16 protein-coding genes are annotated in these 22,994 nt (G+C 62.2%); 6 read left to right on the forward strand and 10 right to left on the reverse strand.

The window, feature by feature from the left end:
- Positions 1–3 precede the first annotated feature (3 nt).
- The 3 genes from CHB96_RS14295 to CHB96_RS14305 all read left to right on the forward strand — a co-directional run bounded on the left by CHB96_RS14295 (position 4) and on the right by CHB96_RS14305 (position 2,292).
- The gene (locus CHB96_RS14295; protein ID WP_089247252.1) at positions 4–417 is read left to right on the forward strand and encodes a CoA-binding protein; all 414 of its coding nucleotides are present in this window, start codon (positions 4–6) and stop codon (positions 415–417) included.
- 45 nt (positions 418–462) lie between these two features.
- On the forward strand, positions 463–1,146 hold the full coding sequence (locus CHB96_RS14300) for a TerD family protein (protein ID WP_089247254.1): 684 nt from the start codon (positions 463–465) through the stop codon (positions 1,144–1,146).
- 150 nt (positions 1,147–1,296) lie between these two features.
- Positions 1,297–2,292 carry an MBL fold metallo-hydrolase gene (locus CHB96_RS14305; protein WP_089247256.1) on the forward strand — a complete coding sequence of 332 codons (996 nt, stop codon included), beginning with the start codon at positions 1,297–1,299 and terminating at the stop codon, positions 2,290–2,292.
- Here CHB96_RS14305 and CHB96_RS14310 read toward each other — a convergent pair.
- The 6 genes from CHB96_RS14310 to CHB96_RS14335 form a co-directional block, all read right to left on the reverse strand.
- Entirely contained in the window at positions 2,250–3,332 is a 1,083-nt protein-coding gene (locus CHB96_RS14310; protein WP_089247352.1) for a DNA polymerase IV, read from the reverse strand. The two genes, CHB96_RS14305 and CHB96_RS14310, sit on opposite strands and share 43 nt — an antisense overlap.
- Before the next feature lie 111 nt (positions 3,333–3,443).
- Positions 3,444–3,941 carry a hypothetical protein gene (locus CHB96_RS14315; protein ID WP_089247258.1) on the reverse strand — a complete coding sequence of 166 codons (498 nt, stop codon included), beginning with the start codon at positions 3,939–3,941 and terminating at the stop codon, positions 3,444–3,446.
- The gene (locus tag CHB96_RS14320) at positions 3,938–4,792 is read right to left on the reverse strand and encodes a ParA family protein (RefSeq protein WP_089247260.1); all 855 of its coding nucleotides are present in this window, start codon (positions 4,790–4,792) and stop codon (positions 3,938–3,940) included. Before CHB96_RS14320 ends, CHB96_RS14315 begins: the two co-directional genes overlap by 4 nt.
- A 30-nt stretch (positions 4,793–4,822) precedes the next feature.
- Positions 4,823–7,747, reverse strand: a complete 2,925-nt coding sequence (locus tag CHB96_RS14325; RefSeq protein WP_089247262.1) for a Z1 domain-containing protein — start codon at positions 7,745–7,747, stop codon at positions 4,823–4,825.
- Positions 7,744–9,222 (reverse strand): ATP-binding protein, encoded by a 1,479-nt coding sequence (locus CHB96_RS14330; RefSeq protein WP_089247264.1) that lies wholly within the window; start codon positions 9,220–9,222, stop codon positions 7,744–7,746. Before CHB96_RS14330 ends, CHB96_RS14325 begins: the two co-directional genes overlap by 4 nt.
- The gene (locus CHB96_RS14335) at positions 9,215–11,203 is read right to left on the reverse strand and encodes a hypothetical protein (protein ID WP_245865671.1); all 1,989 of its coding nucleotides are present in this window, start codon (positions 11,201–11,203) and stop codon (positions 9,215–9,217) included. Before CHB96_RS14335 ends, CHB96_RS14330 begins: the two co-directional genes overlap by 8 nt.
- A gap of 211 nt (positions 11,204–11,414) precedes the next feature.
- Between CHB96_RS14335 and CHB96_RS14340 the strand changes: the two genes are divergently transcribed.
- A complete protein-coding gene (locus tag CHB96_RS14340; protein ID WP_089247268.1) occupies positions 11,415–12,086 on the forward strand; it encodes an SIMPL domain-containing protein in 672 nt (223 codons plus the stop codon).
- A gap of 31 nt (positions 12,087–12,117) precedes the next feature.
- On the opposite strand, the gene CHB96_RS14345 is transcribed toward CHB96_RS14340, so the two are convergent.
- Genes CHB96_RS14345 through CHB96_RS14355 form a run of 3 tightly spaced genes read right to left on the reverse strand, consistent with a single transcriptional unit; the run spans position 12,118 to position 16,144 of the window.
- Positions 12,118–13,509, reverse strand: coding sequence for an LLM class flavin-dependent oxidoreductase (locus CHB96_RS14345; protein WP_245865673.1), 1,392 nt, complete (start codon positions 13,507–13,509; stop codon positions 12,118–12,120).
- A gap of 38 nt (positions 13,510–13,547) precedes the next feature.
- Positions 13,548–14,909, reverse strand: a complete 1,362-nt coding sequence (locus CHB96_RS14350; protein WP_089247272.1) for an NtaA/DmoA family FMN-dependent monooxygenase — start codon at positions 14,907–14,909, stop codon at positions 13,548–13,550.
- Positions 14,910–14,923: 14 nt separating this feature from the next.
- Positions 14,924–16,144, reverse strand: coding sequence for an LLM class flavin-dependent oxidoreductase (locus CHB96_RS14355; protein WP_089247274.1), 1,221 nt, complete (start codon positions 16,142–16,144; stop codon positions 14,924–14,926).
- Between the two features lie 182 nt (positions 16,145–16,326).
- Between CHB96_RS14355 and CHB96_RS14360 the strand changes: the two genes are divergently transcribed.
- Together CHB96_RS14360 and CHB96_RS14365 are read left to right on the forward strand one after the other, a co-directional pair.
- The gene (locus tag CHB96_RS14360; RefSeq protein ID WP_089247276.1) at positions 16,327–19,590 is read left to right on the forward strand and encodes a DEAD/DEAH box helicase; all 3,264 of its coding nucleotides are present in this window, start codon (positions 16,327–16,329) and stop codon (positions 19,588–19,590) included.
- A gap of 157 nt (positions 19,591–19,747) precedes the next feature.
- Positions 19,748–21,034 (forward strand): NtaA/DmoA family FMN-dependent monooxygenase, encoded by a 1,287-nt coding sequence (locus CHB96_RS14365; RefSeq protein WP_089247278.1) that lies wholly within the window; start codon positions 19,748–19,750, stop codon positions 21,032–21,034.
- A 48-nt stretch (positions 21,035–21,082) separates the two neighbouring features.
- Here CHB96_RS14365 and CHB96_RS14370 read toward each other — a convergent pair whose 3' ends face one another.
- Positions 21,083–22,441 carry an NtaA/DmoA family FMN-dependent monooxygenase gene (locus tag CHB96_RS14370; protein ID WP_089247280.1) on the reverse strand — a complete coding sequence of 453 codons (1,359 nt, stop codon included), beginning with the start codon at positions 22,439–22,441 and terminating at the stop codon, positions 21,083–21,085.
- Between the last annotated feature and the right edge of the window lie 553 nt (positions 22,442–22,994).

The raw sequence follows: 22,994 nt of genomic DNA on the forward strand, positions 1-22,994 counted from the left end.
ATCATGACTACCTCGTGGCAAGACCCCACGGCAGTGAACCTGATGCTCGACGACCTCGAGACGTGGGCCGTGGTCGGACTCTCCGGCGATCCGAGCAAGACCGCGTACTCCATCGCGGAACTGTTGCAGAAACGCGGCAAGCGGATCGTACCGATTCATCCCGACGCTCCGACCGTGCTCGGCGAGCAGGGCTACGCGTCACTCGCCGATGTGCCCTTCCCGATCGACGTCGTCGACGTCTTCCGTCGTTCGGAGGCTGCCGGCCAGTTCGCCGACGAAGCAGTGGCTGCCGGGGCCAAGGCCGTGTGGTTCCAGTTGGGCGTCGTCGACGAGGCGGCGTTCGAACGCACTACCGCCGCGGGTGTCGCGATGGTGATGGACACGTGCCCGGCGATCGAGTGGCGTCGTAGACCGTAGGCTGAACCACGCAAACCGGACGTAAGACGCGAAAGGCGCCCCCTCATGGCTATCGACTACACCCGCAGAACTCCCGAGCCAGGATCGTCGGGTGTCAGCCTCAGCAAGGTCACGTTGTCGAAGGCCGCGCCGACGGTCAACCTCGCCAAGAAGGGCGAATCCCAGGGCGCGATGCGTGTGAACCTGAATTGGTCGAGCGGGGCGCCCGAGCAGCCGAAGAAGAAGGGCTTCCTCGCCAAGCTGGCAGCAGCGACGAGCGCTCCCAGCGGGGTCGATCTCGACCTCGGCTGCCTTTACGAGCTGGCCGACGGCAGCAAGGGCGTCGTACAGGCACTGGGTAACAGTTTCGGATCTCTGCAAGGCCCTCCGTTCATCGCCCTGGATGGTGACGACCGGTCCGGCAGCGTTGCAGGCGGCGAGAACATGCACGTCAACCTGGCCAACCCGGCCGCCTTCAAGCGAATCCTGATCTTCGCGATGATCTACGAGGGCGCTCCCAACTGGGCTGCCGTCGATGGCGTCGTCACATTGTTTCCGACGAGCGGACCGCAGGTGGAGGTTCGCCTCGACTCGGCCAGTAACTCGGCGCGCCTCTGCGCAATTGCATTGCTGCAGAACACGGGCCAGGGATTCACCGTCACCCGCGAGGTCAAGTACATCGATGGCGGGCAGTCCGAGCTCGACAAGGCCTACGGCTGGGGAATGCAATGGAAGGCCGGGCGGAAGTAGCGACGGGTGAGCATGCGTTCAATGGGCAGGCTCGCGGACATCGATCTACAGAACTCCCGATTTCGACCCCGAATGCATGACGACGAATGCGAGAGGCACTATGGAGGTGGATAAGACTTATTACATGGACTAAGCAACAGGTGGGGTGCGATGAGCGACGCAGCTGCAATCGGTGACGGCATCATCCAGATTCCGGTACCCATCACCGACAATCCCCTCGGCCACACGCTGGTATACGCGATGGAGTCGCCGGGTGGACTGATTCTCGTCGATGCCGGGTGGGACGACGACAACGCGTGGAACGGCCTGACGTCGGGACTCGAAGCCGTCGGACATTCGGTGTCCGAAATCGAGGGCGTCGTGCTCACGCACTTCCACCCCGACCACATCGGGCTGTGTGGACGCGTTCGCGAGGCGTCGGGCGCGTGGATCGCCATGCACGAGGCCGATCATGCGCAGTTCAAGGGCATGGTCGAGACGCGTGACGACGAGTGGCTCGCCGCCGAGAAGAAGAACATGCTCGCGGCGGGCGCGTCGTTGTCGGACCTCGACGCGTGGCAGAACGCCGCCCCCAAGGCCCCCACGGGTCCGGAATCCGCGCCGGACCGGATCCTGGTCGACGGCGAAGCGATCGCGCTCGCCGGCCGTGAGCTGCGTGCTGTCTACACGCCGGGCCACACGCCCGGGCATGTCTGTTTCCATCTACCCGCGTCCGACGTCATGTTCACCGGGGACCACGTACTGCAGAAGACGACGCCGCACGTGGGCAATTTCGTCTACCCCCTCGAGGAACGTGACGCGCTCGCCGAATTCATGGACTCACTCCGGCGCGTACAGACGATGAACATCACGCGCGGACTCGGAGCTCACGGACTGCCGATCGACGACGTCGCCGCTCGCGCAGGCGAATTGATCGATCATCACGAAGGGCGTCTCGACCATCTGCACGACGCGTTCCGCGACGACCAGATCAGCGTGTGGCAGGTCGCCGAGCGGATGCAGTGGTACAAGCCGTGGGCCGATATCTCGCCGATGGGCAAGGTGATGGCATTGTCCGAAGCTGCGGCGCATCTGCGACATCTGGTGGCACGAAACCTCGTGGCTCAGGTGCCGGACACATCACCGGTACTGTTCGCCAGGGTCTGATCCGCGGGCGTCATCTGGAGTCGGACGCCCATCAATCGCACTTTGCGAGTGTGGTCGAATCGTTCGACGAGGGCGGCTGCCGCGTCGGCAATATCATCCGGATCGAAGGTCGGACTCGGGAGAGCCGTTGTCGTGGTGTGGGTTTCGAACGGTACGTAGCGAACCTTCAGGGTCACCCGAACTGCCATGCGATTCTCGGCGAGAATGTCCTCGCGGACGCGGAGCGCCAGCTTTCGCACCTCGTCGGTGACGGCTGTCCAGTCGTCGAGATCTTGCTGGAAGGTCGTCTCGCGGCTGTGTGATCGTGCAATCCACGGCTCGGCAGAAACCGGGGACAGGTCGACGCCTCGCCCCTTCGTTGCGATCCACGGCCCCGTCTTGGGCCCGAACTCCGCAGCGAGCACGGCGTCTTCGGTGGCCGCAAGTTCCGCAACCGTCGTGATGCCGAGTGCCGCAAGCTTCTTCGCGGTCTTCTTGCCGATCCCCCACAACGCGTCGGTCGTGCGCTCCCCCATGATCTCGAACCAGTTGTCCTGCGTGAGCGTGTAGATGCCTTGCGGCTTACCGAAGTCCGTCGCAATCTTGGCTCGGAGTTTGTTGTCCCCGATGCCGACCGAGCAGTGCAATCCCGTCGCCTCGAACACAGCATCGTGAACATGCTGCGCGAAGGCAATCGGGTCGTCGGTCTCGACACCGAGAAATGCTTCGTCCCAACCCATTACCTCGACGACGACGTCCAGACTGCGGAGCGTTTCCATGACTGCACCCGACGCCGCCGTGTACGCCTCGCCGTCGACAGGCAGAAAAATCGCGTCGGGGAGCTTCTTCGCGGCCACCCGCAGCGGCATGCCGGACCCGACGCCGAACGCACGAGCCTCGTACGACGCCGTCGAGACCACCCCGCGTTCCGTCGGATCCCCACGTCCGCCGACGACGACGGGTTTGCCTCGGAGCTCCGGATTGCGTAGCACCTCGACCGCGGCGATGAACTGATCCAGGTCGACATGGAGCACCCACCGTCGGCGTCGGGTGTCGGTCATGTGGACATTCTGCGCCATCGGCGAGTCGAGTTCGGTTGATTCATTGACTCCTCCCCGCCGAGATCGAGGTTATGCCGTCGGATCAGGTGATTCGGCGACATAACCTCGATATCAGCGGAAGACGCTGCCTTTGTTGGCCAACGCCTTGACGCGGTCGACTGTCCACTCGACGAGGACTTCTGCCTTGCGCTTGCGGCCCGTCTCCCGCCGAGTGTCGATCTCCTGCTCGGCGATGATGTCTCGAAGCTGGTCGACCGTCAGCTCGCTTAGCTTCGTGGTGAGGTGCTCTTCGCCTTCGTCGCGCAGCACGACGAAGGGATCGAACACGCCAGGCTCGCGAGCGGGCTTCTTCGCAGGCGCTGCCCGTTTTCTGGCGGGAGCCTTCGTCTCGGCGACCTTCGCGACGGGGCCATCCTCGCTGGGTGCAACAGCGAACGCGGTCGCCAGAGCCTTGGCGAATCGAGGTGTTCGAGCTGCCTCCTCTGCAACCACGTGAAACAACTTCGTCAGCAGCGATGCCGCCGTTGCGTCAGCAGTGTTCAGCTTCATCAATGCACCGCTCAGTTCCTGAACCTGAACGCGCTGCTGTGCGTCGTCGGTGATGCTCATAGCTTGGCTTCCGCCTCCGTCAGTATGTGCTTGGTTATCTCACGCAGCTGGTCGAACTGACCGGCGTTGCCGTACTTGGTTTTCAGCGTTCCGTATGGCTCGAACTGAGCCGAGGCGGCAATCGCGTTCGATTCGGTCAGGTAAACGGGAAGTACGTTCTGGATATTGGGATCACGCCGCAGATTCCGAATCGTGGTCCGGTGGATCGCCGAGTTGGACTTGTATTTGGTGATCACCAGGCCCAGTTCCACGATATTCCTACCGAGCTCGTCGCCGAACTTCTCGATGCGGTTCTGAATCTGCGGAATTCCGTAGGTGGACAAAACATCTGGGATGGTCGGAATGATGTACCCGTCGGCCATCGCAAGACCGTTCAGCGTGATGGGGCCGACGTTGGGCGGGCAATCGATCAGGATGTAGTCGTAGTAGGCCTTCACCGGTTCGATCGCCTTCGCGAGGATGTCGACCGCGCTGGTCGCGGACCCGTCATTGACGCGAAGTGCACTGACGCGCTCCTGAAGTTCGATCAGATCGAGCGACGACGGGAGCAGGTCGACACCTGTCACCTTCTTCACCGGCGACACAGACTGCTGAATGCTCGCCTGTACATCGAAATTCGACGTGCCCTCGACGGCATCACGGAACAGAGTCGCGAGAGTCAGCCCCTGCTTGTTCAGGTCGAACCAGTCGGTCTCGCTGATCATCATCGTGGTCAGGTTAATCTGCGAGTCCAGGTCGATGAGCAGCACCTTGCGCCCGAATTCTGCAGACATGAACTCCGCCACGCCCGACGTGATCGTGGTCTTGCCGACGCCGCCCTTGAGGCTGATCGTCGCAATTACCTTGGCCATAGAGCACCGTTCCTGTTCATAACATTTGACTCACTTTGCATCGACGATCGCCTGAACTCCCGGCTGTCTCAGCCTGAATCCTATTCGCGGCGTGGGTTCCGCCAAGTATGGGAGCGCATAGGAGAACAAGGTCGCAAAGTCACCAGGATCCGCGGTCCCCGTTCGCGCGCGCTTCATGTTCTTCGATCCATAGGCCGGGTCATTGGCGAAGACGAGAATCAACCCTCCGCGAGTACCACGGCGGAGTTTCCTTGCAGCCTGACCACCATCTTTACCAGGCCCACCCGCGATGTGCTCGATCGCCTCTCGCTCGCGCACCGCCGTGCCGCTGAAACCCGATCGGTACTCGTAATCGAGTCGCTTGCGGTTGACGATCGGGAGTAGCTCATCCCATCCCTTCACTGCGATGGGAAGGCGGGTCTTCGGCAGCGGCAGCAAGATTGCAAAGTCCTCGAGCTTCTCACGTTCGACCGCCGATTCCATGGCTGCCAGGTGCGGTCCGAAGTCCCAGTTGCCATCCCAGACGAACTGTTTGACCGCATCGACAACTGTGGCAGCACCGACCACTCCGTACCTCGCCTCGAACGTCCGGCGAATGCCATGGCTCCCGGTCATTTCGAACGTCGCTCTGTCTTTCAGACTCTCCAGGAGCGGCGCGACAGCAGCGAAGTGTTGCTTGTTGTAAGTGCCGTCACCTCGTGGCGGTTGCATCGTGAAGCTGAAGGCGTGCCCGCCGACACCTCGATAGACCTGTTCGGCGTTGTACATCTTGTTCGCGGACGTCGGCTTCAGCCAGGGTTGCGACTGAAACACCATGGGCGGAACATCGATTGGCGTCACCATCGGTTCTCCGCCCACATTCAGTCCGGAGAACCGCGCCAGTTCCGTCCTGAACTCCTCTTCATCTCGCACGATCGTAGCGAAGGCCTCGTACATGTCATAGGGCTTTCCCGCAGGTCCCGGGACATTCCGACCGATGAACAGTCGGACCAGATCTCGATATCCCTGCCTGAAACCGAACCATCGCCCCATCTGCATCAACGTGTCGGCCTGTGGAGTACGCCTCGTGTAGTACGTGGTGGTCAAACCCTCGACCGTGAATCCTCGACTCAACTTTGCACCGCCGACCAATATCTTCCACACATCGCGGGCGTCGAAGTTCAGCGCTTCCTGGGTGTAGTCGTCCTGTTTCTCGCCATTGACGATGATGACAGGGCTCGCTCCCTCCGCGATTTTGTCGGATGCAGCGCCTATGAACTCCTCCAGCTCGTCGAATGTTTGCGGATTCACCGAGCCGGGTTCGCTGCGAGCTTCGGATACGACCTTGAAGTCACGCTCCCAAAGTTGTTCCAAGCGAACAGCGCTCGCAGGTTGGCTGTAGCCGCTCGTCTTCCATAGTGCCTTGAACTCGTTTGCGACCGCTGTATGCTCGGTAGTTTTCACGGACTCGTGCACCAGCATCGTGTGGTGCCGGAACTTCTTCGAACCCTTCGACTCGCGAAAAAGCTTGATGGCGCCTGCCAGCACGAAAGAATCAAGCGCAAGTTGCTGTTCGGCATCTCGACCTTCGCCATCCCATCCCGCCCATAGATCGCGTACGAACGCAGCCTTGTTCGAGTTCGCGGGCGTACGCTCACCGTCGTCGAACTCGTCTCCGTCGTTCAGATCATGAAAGTCCGTACCTCCCATGTACGGGCCTGGCCTGTCGAGGCTGATGATGAAGTCCTTGGGAAAGATGGTTTCACTGTCTTCGACATCGACGAAGACATTCGCGAATGGTGTTGCGGTGTAACCGATGTACTGTGCTCGCTTCAGAACTTTGAGCAAGTCCGCAATACGCTCGTTGATTGCGGTTCGTTCGATCTGATCCGAGGCCCACTTCGCAGGATTGGTCGTATTCACGGATGCCTGATCGGCCTCATCGTCGATGATGAGGGCCGGGATCTGGTCGAGTTCGGTCGGAACCCGTTGCAGGTCTTCGACCAGCTTCTTCAACACCGTCGAGTTCTTCTTCACGATGGCGATTCGAACGTTGCTGGAGTACAGGTTGACCGGATCGTGCAGTGGCTTGCTGTGGTCGGCGATCTCGTATTGCAGTGCCGACAGCCCTTTTCCGAGGGACTTGAAGTCGTCGGACGCCCCGGTCAGACGCCGGATCGCCGGCGCTTTGGACGACGTATTCGGGTCGACCTCGTGCTCGAGGAACTTCCCATCGATCCAATCCTGATCGAGTGCGTAATCGCCGTCCGCGCCGATGTTCTGTCGACCGATCAGCTCCATGTCGAGCCTGCGCTGAGTTTGGCTGCGCAGCATCTCGATAGTGCCGGTGAGGACAATGATCAGCCTGTATCCGGCATCTATGGACTTCGCAATGACACCGGCGAAATTTGCGGTCTTGCCGCTCTGGACGTACCCGACAACAAGGCCTTTGGATTGGTAGGGCTCGTCACGGGTCGGATCGGCCAACCGCTGGACGATCTCACGCGTCATCACATCCAGCCGGTCGACGGTTGCCGAATCGAGTTTCGTTGCGACGACATTAGAATATGCGCGCCAATAGAAGTCGCGCTCCTGGCGTCTCTTCTCCTCGTACCACGGCGCCCACGGCTGGGGTGCAGCGATGACCACAGGACCGCCGATGATTGGATACCGCACGGTGATCTCGTCGTGCCCCGCCGGAATTCCGAGCTTTTCGTAAACCCGGACTCGTCGCTCAGGACTGTTCGGGGCAGTGCCGTCGGCCCATTCGGCCGCAGAATCTGCGTCCCATCGAACAAGACTGCTGGCGAACACATTCCGCACAACAGAGGCCGAGTCGTCGACGAGCACAGAGACAATCGTCTCGATGTCGACTCCCTGCGGGTGACCGTCGAGATCGCGCGAATTCACCGGTCCGAGAATGCCCGAAGGGGCAAAGTCTCCGAACTCCCGTGCGATCGCCTCTTCCAGCTTCATGATTCGCCCCCTGCCTTCTCGCGATTCGACGCCATCGCCGAGACCAACACGTCCTGCCACGCCTTCATCTGCTCGATCTGCTTCGCGCTCAGACGCTGCGCCGTGAACATCTGGTGCACAAGGAGATACAACAGTGCCTTCACAACTGGGGCATCCGTATTGTCTCGACTGCGCTTCCCGAGCAGCTCGGTGCGGAATCGAGCGTTGATCCACAGAGTTCGGTTCTTCAGGTCCACCTCGAAGAATCTGTCGCGCTTCAGCACTCGCCACTGCATGGCCACTGGCTCCTGGCCGTCGTCGAAGGTGAACGCGTCGCTGAAGGAGTCGAGCACGTCCTCGGGGAATCCCGAACTCGGTTGCAGCGCAGTGATCGGCTTCGGGGTCCGGGTTCGCGCGGCCTTCGTGGTCGAGACCGCATCCGCGACAACCTGAGCCAGCACCGACCTCAAGGCAGCGGAAACGGTGGCGTCGAGCGTGACGCCTGCTTTCTCGGGATTGATCTGGACATGCTTCGTCCATGCATCGTCGAGATCGATGGCAACGCGGGCCGGCCCGTAGTCGGGACGCGCGTGCCACAAACCGTTCCAACCGCCGATCTGCAGCAGCCGCCGATGACGGTAGAAGTACAAACCCTGGCGATCCCGACCCGGCGCGCCGAACAACCGGTACTCCGGCAGACTGCTTCGCGCAGGCCATATATGGCACGTGACACCTGCAGCACCAGAAGGTAACTCGACAGTGGATGTGCGAGGGTAGTTCTCTCTACCAGTGCCCGGATACGCAAACGGATCGATCGAACGAACTACCCGTGGCGGACCAGCTCTGTTGAAACCGACGTCGAACACATCGACAGTCATCCTCACCGATCCATCGAGAATCCGATGGAAGACGATACCGAGGTGACTTCGGACGTCGTCGATGGCTGTCTCCAACCAGCTGACCTGTTCGTCCTCGTCGGCAGACATGAGGAATGTCGTGATTCCGCGCCACTCGACGATCGTGCCCCCGGTGAACGGGAAGCGCGGATTCGTCGCCTCGAAAACTGCTTGCGCCTCAGCGTGTTCCACAATGGACACCAGTTGATCCGCCGACTCGATCACACGTCCGACCGAATCACGGCCAGCCGACTTGGACCACACCACAAGCGTGTTCGCCTGGCTGAGCGACGCGGCCTTCATACCGACACCGAAGTGCCCGAGATCGCTCGACCCGTACTCCCGCTTGTTGCCATACGTCATGGCGGAATCGATGGTGCGATCGTCCATGCCCTTGCCATCGTCGATGACCTTCAGGCCGGTGATACGCGTCCCCTCGCGAACGAACCTCACCAGGATATGAGTTGCTCCCGCATCCAGACTGTTGTCGACCAAATCCGCGATCGCTGTCGGCAAAGTGTGATGGAGTCCGATTGCCCGTGTCAGCGACGGATCGGCAACCGACTTGCGACTGGAGACCACCTCGAGAGATTCACTCATCGACTGAACCTGTATGCATCCAAGCCTCTTCCAGCAATGCCACGACGTGTTCCTCGCTGCTGGATTCGTATGCGCTCAACAGCCGTCTCGGCCGAGTTTCGCCGTACAACCCGATCGCGTCGGCGAGGACGCGTACCAGGTGACGCTCAGCGATTCCCGATGGCTGAGGATGTCCGATCGCTGCCAGTGCACGCCGCAGGGGGTCAGCTTCGGCTGTAAGGGTTTCCGGCCGAACGACAGCGAAACTGCGATCGGGCGAGAACTCCAGCAGCACTTCGTCGCCGACATGGGCGTCCAACTCGCGCAGGAACCGGCCGATCGTGCCCGACGTCGGCTGGGCGCCTGTCCAACGGACCATTTGGGTGCCGAGACGGCTCTTCAGTTCGACCGTCTGCCCGCGTTCACACCCGACCGCAGCCGCGACACCTGCCGGCAACGCGAACCCGGACCCGCGCAGCTGGTCGGCGGTTACAACGATCCGATATCTCCAGGCCAATCCGATTCGATAGAGCCGTCGCGTCTGTTCAGGCCTCTTGGTGACCCGGCCTGCACGTCGTCGCACTATCCCTTCGACAGCCTCGAACTGTTCGACATCCGGTTCGATGGGTGTGGGCACCGCCGTCTCCCAACCGATCAAACGCCACAGGCCGTCGGCCCCGAGGAAGGCACGCTCGTCGGCTTCCAGTGCCCGGTGCACAGATGCGACGGGCTTGCCCGTCCGGCCGCGCTCGGCGAGTTGCGTCGGACTCTGCGGCTCGCCGATCGCTTCCAACGTTCCGACGAGTGTGTCCGCCAATTTCTTGGTGCGAGTCAGCACCGATCCCTCGATCACGGGGATCTCACACCAACTGAGCCACGAGTGAAGCTCGTCCGAGGGCATTTCCGTCAGACCAGCGAGTTCCTCGAAGGCCACGACGCCGTTGGGTGACTCGAGGTCCTCCAGGAGCGACCGAGTTCGTTTCTTCGCTCCGTCGACGTCGGGCGCAGCTGCCCACCCCTTCGTGACCTCGAAATAGTCGTCGATACCGTCGAGCACGAGCCACAACGGCACGTCGAGAGTCGGCACTGTCCGACCGATCGTCGGATGCACTGCGATGAGACGCTCCATCGATGCCACCGGCTGGATCTCGATGCGGAGACTTGCCAACAGATTGCCGACAGCGGTTCCGTAGCCGCAGGCAGCGTTGATCTTCGCCTTCGCCTGCGACTCGATCGCACTCGCCGCGGGCTTGGACAAATGCAACCTGGTGCTGAGTTCTCCCAGCGAAATCGGCTCGAGCGCGAGCAGTCGGAGGCGGAGAGCCAACAACTCACGGCTTTCGAGCTGGCCGAGGATGTTCTCGATTTCGTCGACAGGGTCTCCCTGTTCGACGTCCGGAAGGTCGCGTGAGCTGATCGCGGAGATCCGTGCGGCCAACTCTTGAATCAGCTCAGGAGATTCGTCCTCGATATCGACCGCCAAGAGCGGTCGATCGTGTTGTCCGCGCAATCTTCTCCAGGACGCGAGCGCTGCAAGGTCGTCGATCAGCTGAGTCAGCACGGGAGAGTGGTCCGAGCCCTCGTCCTCGACAGGCCCGCGAACACGAGGATCGTTCAGAATCGAGATCTCGAGCAAGGCGTAGGCGACGTCGCGGACGGTCTGCTCGCTGGTGCCCGGGATGACGAACAAGTCTTGCGCTGTGCTCGTCAGCAGGCCCTCGACAGTCTTGTCCTCGGTCAGGCGCCGGACTGTCGTGGATGCCCGTGTCTGGAGTCCGAGAATCGAGATCGGCAGCCCAGCTTCGACTGCAGGAAATCCCTCGGCGAAAGTCAGCGCTTTGTGGCCGGAAACGAAAAGCTGGGCAAGCTCAGCGAGAACCTTCTCCAGATCGACATCTTGGGCGGTAGACAGTGGTCCGTCCTCGAGCCACCACGCCTCCCCAGGGGCCAAGGCTTCGAGCAGAGCCGCCCGCTCCGATACATAGTCATCGAGCCAGGGCATGAGCTCAACCCATGGCGTCGCACGAAGGTCAGTGGCGGGCAGCGAGTTCACACCCAACATCTACGCTCTACTCCCCCGTGAATCCACATCGATTGGTCAAAGATAGTGCACAGACCACCCGGCCGCTTTTCAAAGCTTTCTACCGTGCAGGTCGCGGGATCACATTCATTCAGGCGAATGACCTGGTCCTGCCTGTGCAACACTCGAGGGCATGGATTCGCATCCGGTGGAGATCACGGTCGTCGGCCGAGGGCAGGCGACGTACACACCCGAGCGCTGCACGGTGTCGCTCGTCGTCAGGACGGACGGTCGGTCCGCAGAGTCCGCTGCCGAACCGGCCCATCGCCTGGTGAAAGAGCTGACCGGGCTTATCGATCCGTTGTACAACGAGTCATCCGGTCCGATCGACGCCTGGACACTCGACCAGGTCCGTCACTCCCGGAGTCGTCCGTTCAACCACGACGGCGAACAACTCCCCTACGTCTACCAGGCGACCGCGACAATCGACGTCCAGTTCAGTCAGATCGACGTCATCGACGTCATCGACGCCTTCGTCTACGCCGTCTCGGCGCTCGACGGTGTCGACATCGGCAACTTCGACTGGGCCCTCACCGACGACAGCGCAGCAGAGAAGACCCGACTCGTCCGCACCCTCGCCGTGCAGGACGCCGTCGAGAAGGCCGAGGTCTACGCGCAGAGTGTCGGACGCGGCGCCATCACCACGCTGGCCATCGCCGATCCGGGGCTGCTGGGCGTCGGAACCGGCCACCCCGAATACGCGCTTGCCGCGCGCGCATACAAAGCAGGCGACGACGGCTTCGAACTGCGACCGCAGGACATCACCATCCGTGCCGAGGTGCACGCGCGGTTTGCTGCCAGCTAGCGCCCCGCGGGCAAATGTGCGGGAGAAGCGACTACGCGTGCACGGGTGGCGAAGCCGCGAACGCCCCACGCCAGCGCGCCGCCGGATGCGTCGACTCCACCCGATCACTTCGGCCGAACAGCTTGGAGCGCAACGCACCTGGCGCATACTCACGCTGCGCTAACCCTCGTTCCTGCAGCTCCGGAATCACCTGATCGACGAAATCCAGATACGTGCCGGGCGTCGTCAGATATTGAATGTTGATGCCGTCGACACCCGCGTCCTGCCACACTTCCAACGCGTCGGCAATCTGCTCCGGAGTCCCGACCAACCGCGTGGTGTCCTGCTTCTGCTTGACGAAGTCCGCGATGGTGACCTCGGAACCGGCCTCAGCGGCATTGATCAACGCCTCGATCGACGACTGAGTCCCCTGGACCTTGCCTGCCAACTCGGCGATGGGCGTGTCGAGTGGCCATCCGCCGAAGTCGATCCCGATGCCGCCGCTGCGATGAGCCAAAAGCCCTTCGACGCTGAATGATTCGTCGATATCAGCGGCCTTCGCCCGCGCTTCGGCCTCCGTGGAACCCACCACGAAACTCAGACCTTGAAAGAACTTGATGTCCGACGCGAATCTCCCCGCCTCGACTGCACGTCGCCGCGTGTCGTCGATGACCTTCTTCGCGCCGGACGCGGACGCCGCACTGATGAAGATCCCCTCGGCATGCCGACCGGAGAACTGACGCCCTCTCGCAGAACTGCCTGCCTGAAAGATCACCGGTGTCCGTTGCGGCGATGGCGCGGACAAGTGCGGGCCTTCCACCGAATACCGCTCGCCTCGGTGGTGGATCTTGTGAATCTTGCTGGGGTCGGCGTGAATCGACTTCTCACGATCCTGCACCAACGCGTCGTCCTCCCACGATCCTTCCCACAGTTTGTAGACGACCTCTGCATATTCCTCTGCCCAGTCGTATCGGCGGTCGTGCTCTTCACGCCGATCGAGGCCGAAGTTCCGAGCGGAGTTCTCGAGTGCACTGGTGACGACGTTCCATCCGATCCTGCCCTTCGACAGATGATCGAGCGTCGAGATCTTGCGCGCGAACGAAAAGGGATGATCCTGCAGAACAGAACTGGTCACCACGATACCGAGATCGGTTGTCGCAGCGGCGAGTGCAGACGCAATGGTCGACGGATCGTGATTCGGGATCTGCAACCCCTCGGTCACGTGCGTGTCCCATCCGCCCCGGTAGTCGTCGTAGAGACCGACGATATCGGCGAAGAAGATCGCGTCGATCTTCCCCCGCTCCAGAATCTGTACCAATTCGATCCACGGGTCGAGCGTGTGGAACTCTGTCTGACGCGAGTCCTCCCGCGTCCACGACCCGTACGACACATGCGTGACGGTGTTCATCGTGAAAGCGTTCAACAGCAGACGTGGCCGGCTCAAGCGGTTCTCCTTGGTTGTCTGTCGGATATTCCGGCGGTCTATCGCGAGGTCGCGGAATCGACCCGATCGTCGAGTGGCGCGAGACCGAGGTTGTCGCGCAGCGTCGTTCCGGTGTAGTCGGATCGCAATGCACCGCGCTCCTGCAACAGCGGGACCACGTCGTCGACGAATTCGTCGAGACCCCACGGCACAAGATGCGATCCGATGATGAAGCCGTCGGAACCGTCGTTCGAGACGAAGCTGTCGATCTTCTCCGCAACCTGAGCCGGCGTTCCGACGATCGGTCCACGTTCGAACTGATCGATGACGACCTCACGCAGATTCAGCTTCTTCGCCTCGGCGACGGCGCGCAGGTTCGCCACGGTGTCGAATCGATCCTGATAGACGAATGCCTTGCCCTCGATGATGGGGTGCGCGTCGGGGTCGGGTTCGACTGTGGGCAAGGGCCCTTCGGGGTCGTGGTCCGACAGATCACGGTTCCAGATCTGCTCGAGCAGTATCAACGCCGTCTGTCCCGTCACCTGCTCACGACGCACTTCGTGATATTTCTCGACGGCCTCGGCTTCGGTGTCGCCGAGAACGAAGCTCGCCGACGGCAGGATCTTGATGTCTTCTGCCCGACGACCCTGCCGAGCCGCCCGGGCTTTGATGTCGCGGTAGAACTCGGCGGCCTCGGGCAGCTTGCCGTACGGCGAGAAGATGGCATCGGCGTTGGCGGAAGCGAAGTCTCGCCCTTGCGGGGAAACCCCGGCTTGCAGTATGACAGGTCGCCCCTGCGGGCTGCGCGGTACGGTGAAGTGGCCGTCGATATCGAATTGCGCTCCAGCATGGGCGAATTCGCCTGCCGATCCCCGCGCGAGAAACTCTCCGGTGTTCTTGTCGGCCAGGATATCGCTCCGCCCCCACGAATCCCACAGCTGCCGAGCAACGTCGAGAAACTCACCCGCACGCTCGTACCGCTGCGACCGATCCAGAAATCCACCACGCCGGAAATTCCGACCGGTGAATGCGTCGAACGAAGTGACGACGTTCCATGCGGCCCGGCCGTCGGACAGATGGTCGAGACTTGCCAACTGTCGCGCCAACTCGTACGGCTCGTTGAACGTCGCGTTGATCGTGCCCGCCAGACCGAGGTGATCGGTGACAGCCGCGAGCGACGCCAACACCGTCAACGTGTCCGGGCGTCCGATGATGTCCTGATCGAACACCTGACCCGCTCGCTCACGAAGGGCCAAACCCTCTGCGAGAAAGAAGAAATCGAACTTTCCACGCTCCGCGGTGCGCGCTGTGTGCTCGAAGGTCGAGAAATCGATCTGACTACCCGCCCGAGGGTGCCACCACGCCGTGTGGTGATTGACACCGCCGAGGTAGGCGCCGAGGATGACCTGTTTGCGTGACATCGTTCGTCTCTCCTTCAAGCCTGCTGGGCGGCATAGCGATTGGGTACCGAAGCGGGTAGACCGAGCGTCTGCCGCAGCGTGGACTCCGTGTATTCGGTTCGAAAGACTCCCCGGCGCTGCAACTCCGGTACGAGCGTGGAGCGAATTGCCTCCAGATCGTCGAGAGCCACACCCGGACGCAGCCGGAAACCGTCGTAACCCAATGCCTTCCAGGCGAGAAGCTGATCGGCAAGATCCTCGGCCGATCCGGCGAACACCGCTGCGTCGGAGACGAATTCGGCCCCATCGGCATCGTTCAGACGACGCACACGATCGACGCCCGTCTCGGCATCGTTGTCGAGGAACACCACGAGATCGGCATAGACCTGCAGCGGTGTGCCCGCGCGTTTCACTGCGGATTCCGCTGCACGCACGTCGTCGAGAATCAACCGCGCCTGCACGTCGTCAGCGGGGGTGACGAACACCAGATCCCCTCCCCTCGCGGCCAATTCGTACGGCACCCGCTGATGAGCCAGAACCGCGACGATCGGTTGCCCCTGCGGTGGGCGAGGAGTGATCGACGGCCCGCGAACCGAAAAGTGCTTGCCGACGAAATCGATGTGATGCACCTTGTCGCGGTCGATGAAACGGCGCGCGACGACGTCGCGTATCTCCGCATCGTCTTCCCAACTGTCCCACAGCCTTCGGACCACGTCGACATGGTCGACCGCGTCGTCGAACAGTTGCTCGTAGTACTCGGGCAGACGGCCTTCGTGCAACGCGGCACGGTCGTCGGCGCTGAACTCGGGTGCTGCCCGACGCCCGAAGTGGCCGGCTTCCGCGGGCCCGCCCGACACCTTGACCTGCCAGCCGGCCCGTCCGTGCGAGGTGTAGTCCAAAGTCGCGACGGCAGTCGAGACGTGGAACGGTTCGGTGTGGGCCGTCGTGATCGTCGGAATCAGCCCGATGTTCGCGGTTCGAGGTGCTACACGAGCCGCGATCAGTTGCGCGTCGAGTCGCAGTCGGACGCGGTCGGTACGTGGCTCCGACTGCTGCAGCGCGTCGCCGGGAACCGTCAGACTGTCCTCGATCGTGACGAAATCCAGAGCTGCGCTCTCGGCAGCGGACACCAGCTCCGTCCAGTACCGAGGCGACGTGAGCTCGCGCGGCTTCGAGTGTGGCTCGCGCCAGGCGGCGGGGTGCCAACCTGCGCCGTCGAGGGCAACTGCCAAATGTATGGGACCTGGGGACGTCATACAACCCACTCCTGCTCGAAAAGACTCCGTACGCCGTCCGACGCACGCTGAGTACCGACATTGCCGAAACGAGTTCGAATGCGACACCCTTCGACTCGAGCTGATTCTTTGCTCTGGCTTACGTTCGTGACCAGTGCAGACCCCGCGAAACCTGTCGGTGGGTCTGTTTACCATCTGCGCCCGTGACGATCCCATCGATGAAAGACCTGGACTTCGAGGCCCTCGAACTTCGGTTCGGGGGCGAGACGTTCCGACGCGGAAACCGGTACTTCGAGGAAAGCCGCGTCGGCGACGTCCACTGGAACACGCGAACCTCGACCCTGTCGGCGTCGGTTCGCGGACAACGCGCCACTCCCTATTCAACGACGGTGGCACTGGCGACCCAGCAGGGACGCGTCGTCGGGCTGGATTTCGGTCAGTGCAACTGCCCAGTCGTATTCAACTGCAAGCACGTCGTCGCGGTCCTTCTTCAGGCAGGCGCCGACAGTCGCAGTTCGGCGCGGGTGCCGACGCCTTCTCGGTCGGACGGGCATTGGTCGCAGGCGCTGGCGCCGATCCGAAACGACGATGCCCGACGCATCACCACATCCCGGCTGAGGGTCGGCCTGCAGCTCGCGATGAAGCTGTCCGACGAGCGCGTCGGCACAGCGTCGTTGTTCGCGCACCCGGTCAAGTTGGACCACAAGGACACCTGGGCGACCACCGGCATCTCGTGGTCGTCGTTGCCGTTCTCGAACGACAGGCGTATCGATCGACAGCTCGACATCCTGCGAGAGTTGAAGGGCCTGTGCGACGTTCGCGCACACGGTCGAGCCGCATTCTCCTTTCACCGAGTGGACTCGTCGAGTATCGATCTCGCCGACGTCTCCGGCCGGCTGCTCTGGGATCTGCTCGGTGAAGCGCGGGACAGGGGCCTGCCGTTGATTCACGCAGACCGCGCGCGAGGTCGGATTTCCTGGCCGTCCGACGGTGAGTTCTCCGTCGACATCAAAGCCGAAGAGACGGGGGCTCTCTCGCTCGACGGCCTTGTCGTCGTCGACGGAGTGGTCGTCCCTGCGGACCGACGGCGATTCCTGGGGGCCGACGGCACAGGCATCGTGTACTGGGACGACGTCGACGACCCCACGTACGCGTTCCGTCTCGCGGCCCTCGAGAAAACCGTGCCCGACGCGTTGCGACGCGTCGCCGCCTCCGGAGTACCGGTCATCGTGCCGCCGGCAGATCGCGACGACTTCGTACTGCACTATCTCCCGCAGCTCGAACGGGATTGTGTGATCGTCTCGTCCGACGCCTCCTACACGGCGCCGGTGATCAGCGGGCCCGAACTACATCTCGTCGTCGAGCACACCGGTGACGGCCGGCTCACCGTCGGAGCGCATTGGCGTTACTACATGGACGACGTCGAAATCGACTATGCCGCAGACACTGTGAATACTGCGACGGGGCTGCGCGACGACGCGTCCGAATCGGGCCTGCTCAGCACGGTCCTGCCGATCCTGGGCCGGGCGCCGGTGCGGGCAGGGTTGTTCCAGCCTTTTGCCGTCGCCGATACCGAGGCTGCGCTCTTCGTCGTCGACAGGTTGCCTCGACTGGATCAGTACGACAACGTCCACATCTCGATTGTCGGTGAGCTGCCCGATTTTCAGGACGTCAGCGACGACGTCGGTATTTCCCTGTCCACGTCGGCCCTGTCCGAGAACAACGACTGGTTCGACCTCGGGATCGTCGTCAGGGTGGATGGTACCGACGTCGAGTTCGCCGTTGTCCTCACCGCGATCGTTCGGGGTGCGTCGCATCTGCTGTTTCCCGACGGCCGCTTCTTTGCTCTCGATCGGCCGTCCCTGACGAAGCTCCGTGCCTTGGTCCACGAAGCCCGATCGCTGCAGGACAACCCGGAAGGGCCGTTGCGGATCAGCCGGTACCAAGCCTCTTTGTGGGAAGAACTCACCGAGATCGGCGAAGTTGCTCGTCAAGCAACTGTGTGGCGCGAACAAGTGACCGCACTGCTGAAGCTCGACTCGGTCGCGCCTCAGGATCCGCCGGTCACCCTCGACGCAGTACTGCGCCCGTACCAACTCGACGGATACTCGTGGCTGCTCTTCCTGTGGACTCACGGACTCGGTGGCATTCTCGCCGACGACATGGGCCTAGGCAAGACCGTTCAGACTCTGGCCATGATCTGCAAGGTCAAGGAAAACACCTCTCTCGCTTCGCCGTTCGTGATCGTGGCGCCTACGAGCGTCGTGCACAACTGGGTTCGAGAGGCACAGCGGTTCGCACCCGCGCTCACCGTCGTCGCAGCTGCCGAAACCCGGGCCAAACGACGCACGTCCATCGCCGAACTCGCGGCCGGAGCCGACATCGTCGTCACCTCGTACACGGTGTTCAGGCTCGATTTCGACGACTTCGATTCCGTGACCTGGTCCGGCCTGGTTCTCGACGAGGCCCAGTACGTCAAAAACCACAAGAGCAAAACCTACCACTGCGCCCGACGACTCACCGCGCCGTTCACGCTTGCGATCACCGGCACTCCGATCGAGAACAACCTGATGGAACTGTGGGCGTTGCTGTCCATCACCGCGCCGGGACTGTTTCCCTCACCGAGCACGTTCATCGAGCAGTACCGAACGCCCATCGAGAAAGACGGCGACACGAAGACGTTGACCACGCTGCGACGCCGTATCAAGCCGCTGGTACTCCGCAGGACGAAAGACACCGTCGTGCAGGATCTTCCACCCAAGCAGGAGCAAACTGTCGAGGTCGAGCTCCACCCACGCCACCGCAAGGTCTACGAAACCCGGCTGGCCAGGGAGCGCCAGAAGATCCTGGGATTGCTCGACGACTTCGAACGCAACCGCGTCATGATTCTGCGTTCGTTGACCATCCTGCGGCAACTGAGTCTCGACGCATCCCTCGTCGACGACAACCACACCGACATCCCCAGCGCGAAGCTCGACGAACTGGTAACACAGCTGCGCGAGGTCATCGAAGGAGGGCACAGAGCGTTGGTCTTCAGCCAGTTCACGGGGTTTCTACGACGAGTCCGCAACCGGTTGGACGCAGAGGGGATCGACTTGGTCTACCTGGACGGAAGTACCCGGAACCGCGGTGAGGTCGTCGACCGGTTTCGATCGGGCGACGCACCGGTCTTCCTGATCAGCTTGAAAGCGGGCGGCGTGGGTCTCACGCTCACCGAGGCGGACTACTGCTTCGTACTCGACCCGTGGTGGAATCCGGCCACCGAAGCTCAAGCAGTCGATCGTGTTCACCGCATCGGGCAGCAGCGCACCGTGTTCGTCAACAGGTACGTGGCCCGGGGAACCATCGAAGAGAAAGTCATGGCGCTCAAGGAACGAAAAGCCAAACTGTTCAGCAGCGTCATGGACGACGGCGCGGACTTCTCGGGCGGATTGACGGCCGACGACATCAAAGGCTTGCTCGAGTAGATCGTGCAGCCCACCTTGACCGTTCGTGTAGCCGGACTGGACGAGGATGACGAAAGTGTCTGCGGCAGAGCGCCACCCGAGTTCCGATCAGCCCGAACCTAACTCTTGGAACCCAGCCGTCCGTTGTCGATACTTCAGTGACCCTGAGGAAGGAACAATGACCAACAGCCGCAAGATTCGACTCGGACTTCTGACGAACCCACCCGGGAACTCGCAGCCCGGTGAACTCCGGCCCGGGGACGTTCGCCACCCTGGATCTGTACTCGATCACTACACCCACCTTGCCCGGACAGCGGAGTCGGCGCTCTTCGACGTCCTGTTCGCCGCCGACGGACTGTCTTCCGACACCGAACTCGGGACTCGACCCGAACCGGTCACGCTGTTCTCTGCGCTCGCGGCGGTCACCGAGCGCATCGGCTTCGTTCCGACCATCTCGACCACCTTCACAGAACCGTTCAACCTCGCTCGGCAACTGCAGTCCCTGGACCACCTCACGGGCGGTCGCGTCGGGTGGAACGCAGTCACCTCGTCTGCCGGCGAACGTAACTTCGGTGACGCCCCGCTGCCCGCGCACGAGGACAGGTACCGCCAGGGGCTGGAGCACGTTTCGGTCGTGTCCGGTCTGTGGGACTCCTGGCTCGACGACGGCTCCACCAGGCCGATCGATCATCGCGGGGAGTTCTACTCCGTCGAAGGACCGCTGCCGCTCCCCCGCTCGCGGCAGGGCAGACCCGTGCTGTTCCAGGCAGGATCGTCCTCGGACGGGACGTCGTTCGCTGCCCAGTTCGCCGAGGGCGTCTATACCGCCCAACAGACACTGCGCGGTGCTCAGAGCTTCTATCGGGAGCTTAAGGCGAAAACAGCTGCGGCAGGACGGGATCCGAAGAACGTCTTGGTCATGCCCGGAGTCTCGACGACTATCGGCGGCACCGAGGAAGAAGCGCTGCGCATCGACAACGACTTGTTCGACGCAGGATTCACGCCTGCATCGTTGGCAGCCCTGTCCGGGCAGCTGGCGGGCGTCGACTTGTCGGAGATCGACCTGGACGACCGCATTCCGGCTGATCTGCTTCCAGCCGTCGAGACCGTCCAGGGACGGCAGAGCAGATACGCAGTGTTTCGTGAGCTGGCCGTGGAGGAGAACCTGACACTACGTGAGTTGATCAAGGTGCAGCAACGGTCGGCCGGTCACGGACGAGCTGTCGGATCGCCGGAGCAGATCGCCGATCGACTCGCGGCCTGGTTCACCGAACGCGGCGCCGACGGTTTCATCATCATGCCCGGGCAGGGGCCAGGCGGCGTCGAAGCGTTCACCGAGCACGTGGTCCCACTCCTCCAGCAGCGTGGGCTTTTCCGACGCGAATACGAATCCGACACCCTTCGTGGGAATCTCGGACTTCCTGCCGCAAGTAGATCGGACCGCCTCGCAACTGCGGACTCCTGACCTCCGGCGTAGCTCGGTGCGGCCACCTGCACCGAGCTACGTCAGCCGTCAGTTGGCGACAGGTGCGGGCGAACTCACGCGCCACGCGGGCGCGAACCCGCTCGTGTCCACACCAGGAACCGGGATACCCAGCTTCACCCGCAGAGTGCCCGGACGATATTCGGTCTGCACGAGCCCACGGTCCTGCAGCTCCGGTACAACCCGCTCGACGAAATCGTCCAGGCCGTCGGGAAGTACATGCGGATGAACGCTCACACCGTCGAGAGCGCCTGCGTCGAACCACTTCTGGATGTCGTCGACGATCTCCGACACAGTCCCGGCTACGACGCGATGCCCCGAGCTTTCCGACATTCCTCCATACGTGTCATGGAGAACCTGCCTCAGTGTCTTCGCGCCTGGCTTTTCCAGCAGCGTGCGCCCCAACCGTGTGGACGGCTCCAACTCCGCGTACGGGAACGGCCGATCGATGTCACGACTCTCGAGTGCCACACCCAACGCGGACGACAGGTCGCCGACGCGTCGACTCAGGTCGTTCAGTTCTCGAAGGTGCTCGACATAGTCCTGCGCCTCTCGTGTCGAATCAGCGACGACGGGAACGAATCCCGGCAGAATCTTGACATCCTCGGCACGACGGCCGTATCCGACGGCACCCGACTTGATGGCATTCGAATACCGCTTCGATTCTTCGAGATCGACCTGACGCGTGTACACCACATCGGCATGACGTGCAGCCAAGTCGATACCCGGCGCGGAGCCTCCCGCTTGAGCGATCAGCGGCACCGTCTGTGGGCTACGCGTCGTAGTCAGGGGGCCGCGGACGGAGAAGAACTCCCCACGATGATCGACGGTGCGGATCTTGTTCTCGTCGAACAACTCTCCCGTCACCCTGTCGGCGACGACAGCATCGGGTTCCCACCCCAGCCACAACTTCTTGGCGGCATCGAGATAGTCGTTCGCGACACGATATCGAAGATCGTGGTCCGGCAAGGGTTCGTTGCCATAGTTCGCCGCAGCCGACCCCAGCGTGCTCGTGACGACGTTCCATCCCGCCCGACCCCCGGTAAGATGGTCGATCGCCGACAGCTGACGCGCCGTCGTGTACGGGGAATTGAACGTCGTCGAATGCGTTGCGATGACCCCGATATCCGTCGTCGACACACCGAGCGCCGTGATCAGAACCAGCGGATCCAACGGCCACTGCAGGGACATGTCCTTGTCCTCGGGAATGGCCAGCGTGTCGGCGAAGAACAGCGAATCGAAACGCGCTCGCTCCAGAGTTCGCGCCAGCGATACCCAGTAGTCGAGCGTCGTCACATCACGAACATCGGCTGACGACAAACGCCACCCAGCGGTATGTCCGCCCAACTGTCCGCGAAGCACAGCATTGAGGATCAATCTTCGAGTCACGACCCAACCCTACGAACTCCACCAGCGGTGAACAGTGTTGTGCTCGAGCAGATTCGAACAGGGTCTTCGAGGTCCGCCCCCTGATCGCTTGAATGGTCCTTTCATACGGTCTGTCAGCGTGGACGGGCCATCCAAGCGGTCACGCCGCGGGGCCCTGATCGCGTGAATGGTTCTTCCATACGGTCTGTCAGCGTGGATGGCACTTTCAAGCGATCACGCCGCGGGGCCCTGATCGCGTGAATGGTTCTTTCATACGATCTGATGGTGTGGACGGCACTTTCACGCGGTCGCGCCGTCGGCCCGGTCCGGGTGACGTCGCGCCTGGGATCGCGTGAATGGTGCTTTCATACGATCTGTCAGCGTGGACGGGCCATTCAAGCGGGTTCCGGGGTGGGGTGGGGTGGGGTTGCGGCGGCATTCTGGGATGCCGTGGAATGCAGAACACCCCCGAACCGTGTGGTTCGGGGGTGTTCTGGAATGTGTGTTCGGCGGTGTCCTACTCTCCCACACCCTGTCGGGTGCAGTACCATCGGCGCTGGAGGGCTTAGCTTCC

Source organism: Rhodococcoides kyotonense (assembly GCF_900188125.1).
Lineage (GTDB): Bacteria > Actinomycetota > Actinomycetes > Mycobacteriales > Mycobacteriaceae > Rhodococcoides > Rhodococcoides kyotonense.

What these genes read in the sequence shown, in the direction of transcription:
- CHB96_RS14295 (WP_089247252.1), top strand. Translation starts at nt 4, where the DNA reads ATGACTACCTCGTGGCAAGACCCCACGGCAGTGAACCTGATGCTCGAC.
- CHB96_RS14300 (WP_089247254.1), top strand. Translation starts at nt 463, where the DNA reads ATGGCTATCGACTACACCCGCAGAACTCCCGAGCCAGGATCGTCGGGT.
- CHB96_RS14305 (WP_089247256.1), top strand. Translation starts at nt 1,297, where the DNA reads ATGAGCGACGCAGCTGCAATCGGTGACGGCATCATCCAGATTCCGGTA.
- CHB96_RS14310 (WP_089247352.1), bottom strand. Translation starts at nt 3,332, where the DNA reads ATGACCGACACCCGACGCCGACGGTGGGTGCTCCATGTCGACCTGGAT.
- CHB96_RS14315 (WP_089247258.1), bottom strand. Translation starts at nt 3,941, where the DNA reads ATGAGCATCACCGACGACGCACAGCAGCGCGTTCAGGTTCAGGAACTG.
- CHB96_RS14320 (WP_089247260.1), bottom strand. Translation starts at nt 4,792, where the DNA reads ATGGCCAAGGTAATTGCGACGATCAGCCTCAAGGGCGGCGTCGGCAAG.
- CHB96_RS14325 (WP_089247262.1), bottom strand. Translation starts at nt 7,747, where the DNA reads ATGAAGCTGGAAGAGGCGATCGCACGGGAGTTCGGAGACTTTGCCCCT.
- CHB96_RS14330 (WP_089247264.1), bottom strand. Translation starts at nt 9,222, where the DNA reads ATGAGTGAATCTCTCGAGGTGGTCTCCAGTCGCAAGTCGGTTGCCGAT.
- CHB96_RS14335 (WP_245865671.1), bottom strand. Translation starts at nt 11,203, where the DNA reads ATGCCCTGGCTCGATGACTATGTATCGGAGCGGGCGGCTCTGCTCGAA.
- CHB96_RS14340 (WP_089247268.1), top strand. Translation starts at nt 11,415, where the DNA reads ATGGATTCGCATCCGGTGGAGATCACGGTCGTCGGCCGAGGGCAGGCG.
- CHB96_RS14350 (WP_089247272.1), bottom strand. Translation starts at nt 14,909, where the DNA reads ATGTCACGCAAACAGGTCATCCTCGGCGCCTACCTCGGCGGTGTCAAT.
- CHB96_RS14355 (WP_089247274.1), bottom strand. Translation starts at nt 16,144, where the DNA reads ATGACGTCCCCAGGTCCCATACATTTGGCAGTTGCCCTCGACGGCGCA.
- CHB96_RS14365 (WP_089247278.1), top strand. Translation starts at nt 19,748, where the DNA reads ATGACCAACAGCCGCAAGATTCGACTCGGACTTCTGACGAACCCACCC.